Annotated in this window: 10 protein-coding genes; 7 read left to right on the forward strand and 3 right to left on the reverse strand. The window is 50.1% G+C overall.

What is annotated here, in order from left to right:
* The first annotated feature begins 125 nt into the window (after positions 1-125).
* On the forward strand, positions 126-1,073 hold the full coding sequence (locus ABLU87_RS17330; protein WP_025106854.1) for a LysR family transcriptional regulator: 948 nt from the start codon (positions 126-128) through the stop codon (positions 1,071-1,073).
* Positions 1,074-1,197: 124 nt separating this feature from the next.
* Positions 1,198-1,545, forward strand: coding sequence for a phage holin family protein (locus ABLU87_RS17335; RefSeq protein ID WP_014227856.1), 348 nt, complete (start codon positions 1,198-1,200; stop codon positions 1,543-1,545).
* 77 nt (positions 1,546-1,622) lie between these two features.
* Here the strand turns inward: ABLU87_RS17335 and ABLU87_RS17340 are convergent, their stop codons facing one another.
* Complete coding sequence (locus tag ABLU87_RS17340; RefSeq protein WP_025106853.1) at positions 1,623-2,156, reverse strand: glycoside hydrolase family 108 protein; 534 nt, start codon at positions 2,154-2,156, stop codon at positions 1,623-1,625.
* Positions 2,157-2,172: 16 nt separating this feature from the next.
* Positions 2,173-2,616: a transcriptional regulator gene (locus ABLU87_RS17345; RefSeq protein ID WP_014227858.1), complete on the reverse strand. Its 444-nt coding sequence runs from the start codon at positions 2,614-2,616 to the stop codon at positions 2,173-2,175.
* Between the two features lie 385 nt (positions 2,617-3,001).
* Between ABLU87_RS17345 and ABLU87_RS17350 the strand changes: the two genes are divergently transcribed.
* From ABLU87_RS17350 to nhaR, 5 genes are all read left to right on the forward strand, one after another.
* The gene (locus tag ABLU87_RS17350; protein WP_348865966.1) at positions 3,002-5,101 is read left to right on the forward strand and encodes a glycosyl hydrolase family 18 protein; all 2,100 of its coding nucleotides are present in this window, start codon (positions 3,002-3,004) and stop codon (positions 5,099-5,101) included.
* A 90-nt stretch (positions 5,102-5,191) separates the two neighbouring features.
* Positions 5,192-8,251, forward strand: a complete 3,060-nt coding sequence (locus tag ABLU87_RS17355) for a chitinase (RefSeq protein ID WP_122117939.1) — start codon at positions 5,192-5,194, stop codon at positions 8,249-8,251.
* A gap of 328 nt (positions 8,252-8,579) precedes the next feature.
* Entirely contained in the window at positions 8,580-9,272 is a 693-nt protein-coding gene (locus ABLU87_RS17360; protein ID WP_025108496.1) for a winged helix-turn-helix transcriptional regulator, read from the forward strand.
* 466 nt (positions 9,273-9,738) lie between these two features.
* Positions 9,739-10,914 (forward strand): Na+/H+ antiporter NhaA, encoded by a 1,176-nt coding sequence (gene nhaA, locus ABLU87_RS17365; RefSeq protein ID WP_025108497.1) that lies wholly within the window; start codon positions 9,739-9,741, stop codon positions 10,912-10,914.
* 52 nt (positions 10,915-10,966) lie between these two features.
* A complete protein-coding gene (gene nhaR / locus ABLU87_RS17370; protein ID WP_014227863.1) occupies positions 10,967-11,866 on the forward strand; it encodes a transcriptional activator NhaR in 900 nt (299 codons plus the stop codon).
* 167 nt (positions 11,867-12,033) lie between these two features.
* Here the strand turns inward: nhaR and rpsT are convergent, their stop codons facing one another.
* Positions 12,034-12,297 carry a 30S ribosomal protein S20 gene (gene rpsT, locus ABLU87_RS17375; protein ID WP_003018940.1) on the reverse strand — a complete coding sequence of 88 codons (264 nt, stop codon included), beginning with the start codon at positions 12,295-12,297 and terminating at the stop codon, positions 12,034-12,036.
* Between the last annotated feature and the right edge of the window lie 227 nt (positions 12,298-12,524).

Below are 12,524 nucleotides of genomic sequence, written 5' to 3' on the forward strand. Positions count from 1 at the left end.
GCCTGGGCTTTTTTCTATCCCGCTTCCACACTATTTAAATTAACCTATTATTTATCAGGGCTAACAATTGATTTATTTTGAGTATTATCTATATTGCTTTTTTCATTTTTAGAGGCCTGCAGCGGATGGGATCGAAAGGTGCCAATAAGGATTTTGATTATAATTTAATCAAGACTCTTGACGCTGTTATTTCGGCTGGAAATGCTGCTAAAGCAGCCAAAAAACTTGGAATTACCCCTTCTGCCGTGTCATTGGCGCTCCGCCGTTTACAAGGGTATTATCAGGAAGAGTTGTTTGTTCGTGGTAAAGATGGTTTGTTACCTACCGCGAAGGCGATTGAAATCTATCAAAATTTCCGTCAGGTGATGGAATTGGTAGAGAGCACATTTATTTCCGACAAAAAAGATAACGCTGACGCCAGGATGACTATTTTAGGCGGAGATATCGTTGAGACTTACTACCTCTCTCAGCTTTATGCAGACGATATCTTTGAGCACGTGTTACTAAATCATTATTCATCACGAAATCTTTCCCGCGAGGTGCTGGCTGATTTACTACTCACTGCGGAATGCGATCTTCTGATTAGCAGCGAGCCGTTGAATATCCCGGGAATTGATAATCAGCTTATCGACAGCTTCAGGAGCTTTGTTTGCATTTTCGCCAGCAACCATATCCTGAGTACCTTACCTCATATCTCATTACATCATTTCTATTCTTCTCGTCACGCGATGTATCAACTGGGTAGGTATTCTCCGATGATTATAAATGATAAAGGCCTTTTTAAAGATAATCTTTATTATAAAGGATCGCGCATTATCGGCTATCGCACCGATTCACTTAATGGGATGTTAAGTATGATTGAACGCACCTCATTAATCGCATTAATGCCGTTAAAGCTGGCACTTTTTTATAAAAATCAGCGCAAATATGATATTAAGTTTGTTCAGCCGCCACCTGAACTCACGTTCAAATCTATACAGATTTATGCATCATGGGACAAAAATAGTAAGAATATATCCATCATTAACGAAGTTGTCTCCCGGTTACACACGCTGTCATCATTTCGTCGCTGAGGAGTATCTTTTCAAACACTATATCAAATATGGTTTGGTTTGATACTCTTTGATTATTTTAAAATAGTCAACCTACCTACACTCTGGTGGTGCCTTTTTATATGAGTTAATCAAGGAGTGTACTATGTCTATTCCCAACCATCTCGAAACCACGGAAGTCGTTTTGCTGGAAGTCGAAATATTGTTCACAATTATTGCTACCGGCGCCTGGGGGGGATTTGTTAGCTATCTTATCCGCCGTGATAGGCAAGAGGGTGACGATCATTCCCATAAGGGAATCATGCACTGTTTGACCCAAGTGGTGGTTTCCTGTTTTACCAGTTTTTTGCTCAGCGCTGTAGCGATTGAAAAAGAGCTTAGTTTTAATATGGTGCTACTCGCCGCCGGTCTTGGCGGAGTATTTGCAGGGCCGATTTTAAAAATTCTTGGCGAGAAAATTAAAAAAGCGCTGGACGACGCAAAAATACATTAACTACATCTTTAATGTATATCGATCATGATAAAAGGCTCATCCCTGAGTCTTTTATTAGCTATAATTAAATAATCGTGTTATTTGACTCTGGCTTTCATCCAGCCAAAAATGAACTCTTCATTTTGTCTATTTTTTTCAGTGATATCCAGGTAGTAGGCGCCCTGGCTACAGTTGAGCGCTTTGACTAATACCTCCTCCCCCTGCTTACCACGTAAGGTCAGAAAATACTTGAGGGCCGCGAGCGTTCGGGGGCCAATCTTGCCATCGGTTTTGATATCCTGGTAGCTTCTTTCTTCCCGATTTAGTGCATTTAGCCAGCGCTGTAGCCACACGCAGGGATAGTGGGGGCCAATATTGACTGCGGCATCGCAGAGTTCAAAGGAAATGGGGTAGGAGAGTGTTGATATCTGCTCGAAGCCAGGTTTAATCCAATAATCTTCTTCGAGAATAGAAAATGCTTCAGTTCGCGTCAGGTTGATCATCTCACCGGTATAACCATGGGCCCGGGCTGTCGCCTCAGTGATTCCCCAGTTGGTTGCACCACCTTTATCTTTCGGGTTCAGGCTGTAACCACCTTCCATCGCCAAAATGCCATCAATGATTGGGTTCATTTTTTCTCTCCTTGAATTAATGAATATGCAAATACATCACTGTACCGAGGGTGACAGAAAAGACCGTGGTTAATGCTGCCAGCGTCTTTCTGAAAACCTGTCGTTTGTTTTCTTTCTTCTTGCTTTCCATTGCTTTAATAGGGATCTCTTTATTAACTTGAATGCCTTGTCTTGGGATGGTGATAAAGAGATCGTTTATTCCAAGCGACTTCAGATCTCGTCTGATCAGGTAGAGTATTTGCGTTAAATTTGCATCATTGACAAAATGGCTACGACTTCCCCATAACTCTGTGGTTATTTTTTGGCGCTCAATAATATCCATATCAGCATTTTCGATGATGAAGCTAAGACACTTCGCCCTCATTGCCGTCATTTTAATGACCTTTGAGTTGGAAGCGGTTCTCAGTTCATACTTTCCTTCATTATAAACGCAATTGTCGTTGATGAGATAAGTTTTCATATTGTCGTCCTTTAGATATGATCCTGTTTGCTTGCGTTAAATATATTGTACGAGAATTGTCTTAATCTATTACTTGTCATCCGTATTATTGTAATGTCATTTGATGGTGAGAGCTTAATCACATAATCTCATGTAAGTTAAATGATATTTAACTAGATGATTAATGATATTTACTATGCTGCTGATGTTTTAATCCCGTTTTGATGAGATGCGTTTACCTGCTGATGAGCCGGAGATTATTACTATCATTTTGGCCTCATAAATTAGCGTGAAGCCTGTCTCGAAAACGTGATGTTTTGTGATTAGCCATCGCCTCGTAAGGATTGGATTATTGGCCCGGCAGAACGAACTGCGACAATTTTTCAAACTTAAAAGGAAATTAAAAATGGCTACCAGCAAATTGATTCAAGGCGATACGCTGACCGAAACCAGCAACGCCGCAGACGGCTTTAACCCGGCAACAGAAGTGAGCGCATACAGCTATACCTCCGCTCGCGTCGCTAAACCGGTCTATAACAAATACAAAGCTTCCACCACCAAACCCAAAGTCTTCGGCTACTACACCGACTGGTCACAGTATGATGGTCGTCTGCAGGGCGATGATTCAAAAGATAACCGCGGTCGCGGCTACGACCTGGCCAACGTTTCTCCTACCGCCTACGACAAAATCATCGTCGGTTTCGTCGGCGTGACCGGCTTCCACAAAGTAGACAACCTGTGGCGCGACGTGGTTGCCGAAGGTGCCGATCAGTGCGGAAAAGTGAAGTACGAGCCCACCTTTCTCGACCCGTGGGGCGACTTCCAGTCTTACGTTAACGTTGGCCATACCGTCAGCGGCTGGGATGTCGATCCGAAGACCGTGACCCAGAGTAATACTAAAGGCCTGCTCGGCGGCCTGCGCGATCTGCAGGCCAAAGCGAAGCAGCAGGGCCACGACCTGGTGCTGTCCATGAGCATCGGCGGCTGGAGCATGAGTAACGGTTTCCATGAAACCGCCGCGTCTGACGCCGCGCGTAAGGTCTTTGCCAAAGGCGTGGTAAAACTGTTCAAACAGTTCCCGATGTTCAGCGAAGTGGATATCGACTGGGAATATCCGAACGCCGAAGGCGCTGGCAACCCGTACGGCCCGGAAGACGGCGAGAACTACGCCCTGCTGATTGGCGAACTGCGTAAGCAGCTGGACGCCGCAGGCCTGAGCAACGTCAAAATCTCCATTGCCAGCTCGGCGGTGGTCAAGACGCTCGGCTACTCTAACGTCAATGCGCTGCTGGAAGCGGGCCTGTACGGTATCAACGTCATGACCTATGACTTCTTCGGTACCCCGTGGGCGGAGAGCGTGACCCACCACACCAACCTGAAGGCGCTGGAAGAAGGCGGCTGGGGGGTGGATACCGTTGTCGGCCATCTGCTGTCCGAAGGCTTCCCGGCAGAGCGCATCAACATTGGTTACGCTGCCTACACCCGTAACGGGCGCAACGCGGAGCTGGAATCCCTGTCCCCGCTGAAAGGCACCTATAACCCGGGCACCGGCACCACCGTAGGCTCCTTCGAATCGGGTACCACCGAATGGTACGACATCATTTATAACTACCTGGATCTGGAAAACCAGAAAGGCCGTAACGGCTTCAACGTCTACACCGACAAGGTTGCCGACGCGGACTACCTCTACAACCCTGACAGCAAACTGTTCATGTCCCTGGATACGCCGCGCACGGTGAAAGCCAAGGGCGAATATGCCGCCAGCCTCGGCCTGGGCGCGCTGTTCACCTGGACAATCGACCAGGACAACGGCGTGCTGGTTAACGCCGCCCGTGAAGGTCTGGGCTATGAAATAGCGTCTGAAGTTATCGATATGGAGCCGTTCTATTTCGAAGGCATCAACGTCGACCCGGCGGATGAACCAGATGAAGAAGATGCGACTACCGACGTGAACCACGCGCCGAAAGCCGTCGTTGAACTGCGCGTCGTCGGCGGTTCTACCGTACAGCTTTCCGGTGAAGGATCCTCTGACGAAGATAAAGACGATATCACCTTCAGCTGGGGTGTTCCGTCTGAAATCACCGTGGCTGACAAAACCGTTCCCGTGATTGAGTTCGTCGTTCCGGACGTTTCCGTTAAAACCAACTTCCAGTTCACCCTGTTTGTCCGGGATGTCTGGGGCGAGCCTTCTACCCAGCAGCGTTTCGTGTTGGTCGCCGTTCCGGCTGCGTCTCAGATTCAGCCTGAGCCGGAAGAGGAAGATAGCGTTGTGCCAGTCGAGCCGGAAGAAGATACCACGCCGGCAGAAGATGAGACTTCGGGGGATGACGCGACTACGCCTTACCCGCTGTGGGATGCTGCTACCGTGTACGGTGGGAACTGGGGATCATTCGAAACGGTAAGCTGGAAAGGCCATAACTACCAGGTTAAATGGTGGTCTCAGGGCGACCAGCCGGATCTGAACTGCGCTGCGGGCCAGGCGTGGACTGACCTTGGTGCTTACTAATCCTTTTCATTAAAGGAAAAGGATTGAGTTCAACAATACAAGCCCCGGAAAACCGGGGCTTTTTCCACCAGGGAACGAGGAGTGTTGTCAATGACGGTCTCGATTAAAAACAGCCAGATCGATGTGAATAGCTGGTATCAAAAAATCACGTTAACCATCACCAATGAAAATAACCGTGCCGTGGATATGAATCATGCGGTCATTAGCTTTACCGGGTCCGGCCATCAGGATCCGTGGGGAAATTTTGGCGGTACCCTCAAAGGGGACATGCCTCTTACGTTAAGCGGTAAATCACAGGGGACCGTTGACGTCAATGAAATCATTATTAATAACAGCCGGCAGCTGTTACTGCAGCCGGGCGAAAGCGGTACGTTATTCTTCAGTTTTGCCGCCACTCAGGTTCCGGTAAAACTCTCGACCTTCACATTAACTCTGGCCTCTTCGGCACAAGACGAGACAACGGATGACGCTGCAGATGAGGTTGAGCCAGAACCTGAAGTTCCCGCCGATGATGATACTGATAGCCTGAAGCCCGAACCTGAAGACAATATCCCTGCTGATGAGGAAACGGATGAGGTTGCTCCGGAACCTCAAGAGCAGGGTGATGATGCGGTTGAGGAAGAGGAAGGGATGGTTATTGCGGCAAGCAAGCTGAGTACGACCAGCTGGTATCAGCGCGTCACCCTGACGCTGACCAATCTCTATTCCCACTCTATCGATCTTAATCAACTTAAGCTGGAGTTTACCGCCAGCGGGCATCCCGATCCTTACAGCCCGTTCAGCGGTTCTTTGCTCGGCAATAAGCCCGTGACGCTGGGCAGCGACGGCGGTTGGCCCATCGAGAAAAATACGATTACCATTCATCATGATGGCGAGTTCTGGCTGACGGCCGGGGCCAGCGCCGAGCTGCAGTTCTTTCTTTCCGCGACCCAAACTCCGGTCACGATGAGCGGCTTAACCGCAACCCTGGCGCACGATCCTGGCCGTCAGGGGACGATTGAAATTCAGTTTCCACCGTTGGCGGAAAGCACAACCCTCCAGCCGACCATCGCTCTACGCTATCCAGACGCAACATCACAACGCTTTGCCGGCGAGTGGGGGCAGGCTTTAGTCATCGGCGATCTTAGCGCCGGCGATTACGCTATCACCGTGCTGGAGCTGTGCAATGATGATATGCGGATCGCGCCCGTTGAAGCGACGTATCCGCTTAAGCTTGTTTCCGGCCATGACGCCCAGACCTGCCGGGTTGCGTATCAACCGCCAGTACCGTTGGCTTCGGTACGCCTGACGGTCGATGCCCCTGAGTTCATCGGCGCGGAAATGGTGGTTGAGCTGTGGACGGAGTCTGGCGTCTGCGAAAGAACCCTGACAATGCCCGTCAATCAAATGCAGCTGGTGACCCGGCTTACCGCGGGGCACCGCTATCAGATGGGTTTGCAACCTGCGGTTATCAATAACCAGATGGTGACGACTCCCGCCCAGCCGACTATTTTTACCCCTGAACAAGGGGTGGCGAAAGAGGTCCTCGTCGGTTTCCGGCAGACGGAGGTTGATAGCCATGATTTTGTTGAGGTTCAGGCCACTATACTGGGCTTGCCTGAGGGCGTTTCGCCCCAGCGCTATCGGTTCTGCTATGGGCAATATCAATATACTCTGATGCTGGAGAGCACTCCCCATCTGCAAACGCTGGCGATGCCTATGGCTCCTGGCCAGTACAGCGTTGAGGCGCCAGAGGTTTATCTCTCCGGGACGCCGTGGCGCTGTGAACCGGACGCACCGCTGCGGCTGTTGCAAAGCGTCAACCATATCACCCTGGAGTTTGTTCAGGGCGTTCCCTTGCAGGTTAAAGGCTGGCCAAACTATCTCGCCCACGGTGGCGTGACGGTGAATGCGGCGGACACCGTATCGCTATACCGCGACGTCCCCTTCAGCGCCCTGTTTAAATACGATGGTTTTGATGGCGGCGGTGACCCCGTCCCGGCTGCGGAAGTGGATAAAAACGGCGACGGCTTTCTTGATTATGATTCGCTCCCGATTCACAAAACCGTTCCTCTGGTACGTGAGATTGAAAAAGAGGCGGGCCGTTGCGTAATGCCGGTCATGGTGGTGTATACCGCCAATGCCAGCGGCGGCAGCGCGCTCGCCGATCTCCAGGACGCTCAGCGGTTGCGTAACCATTTTGGCAACTTCATCACCCAGTGTCTCGCGGCGCAATCCTGGAAGGATGACGAGCATCCGGTTCCCGCCACCTTTGTGCTGAACCCCGATTTTCTTGGCGCGATGCAGCAGGAGCCGTATGGCTACGCTGCGGTGCGTCAAGCGAATAGCATGCAGGTTAATGTCCAACTGGCGGCCGCGATTAACGCTTTGCCTGCGCTTCCGGGATTCAGCGCGCCGGTGTTGCCGACTTTCTCTAACGATCTCTACGGTTATGTCCAGGCGATCAACTACCTTGTGCGGCAGTTCGCGCCGGATGTGGCATTCGGCTGGCAGACAAACGTATGGGCGACAGGAACGGCAGATTGGGTACTCAGGCCGAACGCCGATCCGGCCGCGCAGGGGACCGCTATCGCCAACTTTATCAATGAGCTGGGTGTCTATAGCGGTGAGTATGCGCCAGACTTTATCGCCTTTGATAAATTTGAGCGCGATTGCTTTAGCCCTGATGCATTAGCGCACTATGCCTGGAACGCGACCTGCTGGTTTAATTATCTGGGGATGGTAAAACACGCGGCTAAAGCTCTGCGTAAACCGGCAATGCTGTGGCAAATTCCGGGCGGCCATATGCCAACCGTGGATGAAGGCAACAGTAAAATTGCCGCCGCGCATTACGCATCGGGCGGAAGCTTCTTCATGGGCGATGCGCGTATTGGCTGCGATCTCGATACCATCGCGTCAGATCTGCTCAATACGACGGTGAATAGCGCAACTTACGGCGCGGCGACCGTCGGTGACTTTTTACGCCAGGATAAGGGTTACGACTGGGGGCAAATGCAGGCATTGAATCTACCCGACTACCATGTTTTCTCAGTACTGTGGGGCGGCGGCTCGACGGTAAGCATAACCACCATTCACTCTAATGGTGAAGATGGCGGTTGGCTTGCAGATAAAATGGTTGAGTATTATACCGCACCGGCCTATTTCAGTTAATGTCGCATTTACCCCGCCATAGCGCCTGAAAAATGCATCGCTGTTCATAGTGATTCAGAATATTTAATTTCTGAATCACTATTTTTTAGTGTATTTTTATTTCGGGAGAGATAGTTTCAGCAGTTATTTTATTGTTATGTTAATTTTTTGTTTTGCGATTTATTTGTGGTTGTTGAAGTTTATATTAAGAATTTGCGCTTTGTGCTAAGTATTGCGTTTTCGTGCTTGCGGCTAAAAATATACTTCCGGGAGGATGTTTATAATGAATTGAAGATAACCTCCGTTAAGTATATCTTGGGGTAATCTATGATTATGGTAATAATGAAAAATGAAATTAGACGTTGCTGAAAATGATAATGGGAATACCCTGCATTCCTATCTTTTTTCCCAACAGGCTAAACCGCATGCAGCGCTTGATGCACTCTTCGCCTCGCTATGGCCCTTCGGTAAACCTTTTAATTTGGCTCCCGGAGATGAGTTTTTACTGAATTCAGACGGGGAAAATAAAATTGTGCTGCTGGAGTCCGGTATATTTTCGTTTTGCCGCTGTGGCAGCGGACTTCATGTTAATTCCTCTTTTGCTCCCGCCATTATCGGATTAGTCGATAGTTATGGGGTGACTTACAATGTTCCGACCCGGCCAGAACACTTTCTGATAGCGGAAACGAAGTGCAGCGGGCGCGCAGTGTCTCTGCCCGACTTTATCAAGACTGTTGATGAGTGCGATCTGTGGCACGATGTCGCACGAATACTTGCCTATCGTCTGATGGTCATGAGCGTACGCGATCGTGAACTGGTTGGCGTGGACTCTTATCTGAAGGTGAGATCGTTATTAATCGAGCTTTGGGCTTATGCCAGCGAATATCGACAAAGTATTAATGTGCTTAACTTCATTCAACGCCGAACAGGAATATCCCGTAGCCGTACCATGAAGCTTCTCTCTGAACTGAAAAAAGGCGGCTATATAACTATTGATGGCGGCCGTTTAATAGATATGAAAAAATTACCCACGGCTTTTTAATACTTTTCAGGGCAAAGGTGTTTATTAGATTAGTAGTCACCTTTTAAACTTTCTTGGTACAGCAATCGTCGAGATATTCATATATTGATTATCCTGTCAATCATGCTAATGACGTAAAGAGAGATTTCCCATTGGTATAGTTTTTAAATATCTTATGGGGCATAAAAAGCGTCGACGATCGCGGCAATCGCTCATGCTTCATCCCATTCACGCTAAGCTAATACGCATAACCTTGAAGATGGCGATACGGATCCTTTCCTTATGGTCCGTTGAGGATGGAGCTGGCGTACCTCTGACTTCCTGCCCGGACAACGCAGCGCCCCCACTGACGATCGGACGGCCAATCTCTTAACGAGGGTTAATTCGTAAAAATCGAGTCTAATGGCAATTTAAAACTGATTTTTTCGAGGTTTCCGCATATGTATTATACTTTTATCGAGTTGTTTGCGGATAAGGTGAGGTAAAAGTGAAACATCTGCAGCGTTTTTTTCAGAGCGATGCTTCCGGGGGAATTATCTTAATCCTGGCCGCCATCATGGCCATGTTATTAGCTAATACCGGCATGACCAGCGGCCTGTATCGCTCTTTTCTGGAAACGCCCGTCCAGCTGCGCGTAGGTGCGTTAGAGATCAACAAGAACATGCTGTTGTGGATTAACGACGCGCTGATGGCGGTATTTTTCCTGCTTATCGGTCTGGAAGTGAAGCGTGAAATGAATCAGGGGGCATTGGCCAGCCGTCGCCAGGCGGTGTTTCCGGTGGTCGCGGCGTTGGGCGGCATGGTGGTGCCGGCGCTGGTCTACCTGGCGTTTAACGGCCAGGATTCGATTGCCAGAGAAGGGTGGGCAATTCCGGCCGCCACCGATATTGCCTTCGCGCTGGGCGTACTGGCGCTGCTGGGGAATCGGGTGCCCGCCGCGCTGAAGATTTTCCTGATGGCGCTGGCCATTATCGACGATCTGGGCGCCATTATTATTATTGCGCTGTTCTATACGCACGATCTTTCCGTCGTGTCACTGGTTGTTGCTGCCGGAGCCATTGCTGTGCTGGCGGGGTTAAATCTGTGCGGCGTACGGCGTACCGGGATCTATATTCTGGTGGGCGCCATACTCTGGACCGCGGTTCTTAAGTCGGGGGTTCACGCAACGCTGGCCGGGGTCATTGTCGGCTTTATGATCCCGCTAAAAGAGCAGAACGGCAAATCGCCGGCGAAGCAGCTTGAGCACGTGCTGCATCCGTGGGTGGCATTCCTGATCCTGCCCCTGTTCGCCTTCGCTAACGCGGGCGTTTCTTTGCAGGGCGTCACGGTCGAAGGGCTGACCTCACTGCTGCCGTTGGGTATTATTGCCGGGCTGTTTATCGGCAAGCCGTTGGGTATTAGCGTCTTCTGCTGGCTGGCGCTGAAGCTGAAATGGGCTTCGTTACCCGAAGGAACTACCTGTAAGCAAATTATGGCTGTCGGCATCCTGTGTGGGATTGGCTTCACAATGTCGATTTTTATTGCCACCCTTGCCTTCGGTAGCGTCGACCCCGGATTGATCAACTGGGCCAAGCTTGGCATCCTGATTGGATCGATATTATCGGCCGTCACGGGGTACATAATATTGCGTAAGCGCGTAACGGATTCGGGCTACGCGGCTTAACATCTCACGGAGAGCCGCTACGGCTCTCCTGGACATTATCAGGGAGAGAAGCATGTCGCATATCAACTACAACCACCTGTATTACTTCTGGCATGTCTACAAAGAGGGCTCCGTTGTTGGCGCGGCGGAAGCGCTGTTCCTGACGCCGCAGACCATTACCGGGCAAATAAAGGCGCTGGAAGAACGCCTGCAGGGGAAATTGTTCAAGCGCAAAGGAAGGGGGCTGGAGCCTAGCGAATTAGGTGAACTGGTGTTCCGCTATGCGGATCGCATGTTTACGCTGAGCCAGGAGATGCTCGACATCGTTAACTACCGTAAAGAGTCGAATCTGCTGTTTGATGTTGGCGTTGCGGACGCGCTGTCGAAAAGGTTGGTGAGCGGCGTACTGGATGCCGCCGTCGTCGAGAATGAACAGATCCATTTACGCTGCTTCGAGTCGACCCACGAAATGCTGCTGGAGCAGCTAAGCCAGCATAAACTCGATATGATTATTTCCGACTGCCCCATCGATTCCACCCAGCAGGAAGGGCTGTTTTCGGTGAAAATCGGCGAGTGCAGCGTGAGCTTCTGGTGCATGAATCCGCCGCCGGAAAAACCGTTCCCCGGCTGTCTGGAAGAACGTCGACTGCTGATCCCCGGTCGCCGTTCCATGTTAGGGCGCAAGCTGCTGAACTGGTTTAACTCGCAGGGTTTGCAGGTGGAAATTCTGGGCGAGTTTGATGATGCGGCGTTGATGAAGGCCTTCGGCGCGGCGCACAATGCGATATTTGTCGCACCGACGCTCTATGCGCATGATTTCTATAGCGATGAGTCGATAGTCGAGATCGGACGCATGGACAACGTCATGGAGGAGTATCACGCCATCTTTGCCGAACGAATGATCCAGCATCCGGCGGTGCAGCGTATTTGTCATCGCGACTATTCGGCGCTCTTTACGCCGCCTCAGGCATAGGCCAGAACGGTTTCTTGCCGCGCGGGAAAACGCCGCACCAGTTCATGCGGAAGCATGAGCTGGCTGCGATAACCAGAACGCGAGTCGTGACGTATTACGTGATAAACGACAGGCATAAAAAAACCCGCTTTCGCGGGTTTTTTTACAAAGCGACAACAAGCAGGCGATTAAGCCAGTTTGTTGATCTGAGCGGTCAGGTTTGCTTTATGACGCGCAGCTTTGTTTTTGTGGATCAGACCTTTAGCAGCCTGACGGTCCACGATTGGTTGCATTTCGTTAAATGCTTTCAGTGCAGTAGCTTTGTCGCCAGCTTCAATAGCTGCGTATACTTTCTTGATGAAAGTACGCATCATAGAGCGACGGCTAGCGTTGTGCTTGCGGGCCTTTTCAGACTGAACGGCGCGCTTCTTAGCTGATTTGATATTAGCCAAGGTCCAACTCCCAAATGTGTTCTATATGGACAATTCAAAGGCCGAGGAGAATGCCCGTTTAGCCTTCTTTTGTCAATGGATTTGTGCAAATAAGCGTCGTTTAAACTAACAACGCTTTATTACGTAGTGATGGCGCAAGATTCTACCAGCTTGTTGCAGGCGAATACAGCCTTTCGACCATAAAAATCGACGACCCCGGAGAGATTTTCCCGCAATCTCGCGCTGAG

This window comes from Klebsiella sp. CB_Kp196 (assembly GCF_040061575.1).
In the GTDB taxonomy this organism is placed as follows: Bacteria; Pseudomonadota; Gammaproteobacteria; order Enterobacterales; family Enterobacteriaceae; genus Klebsiella; species Klebsiella michiganensis.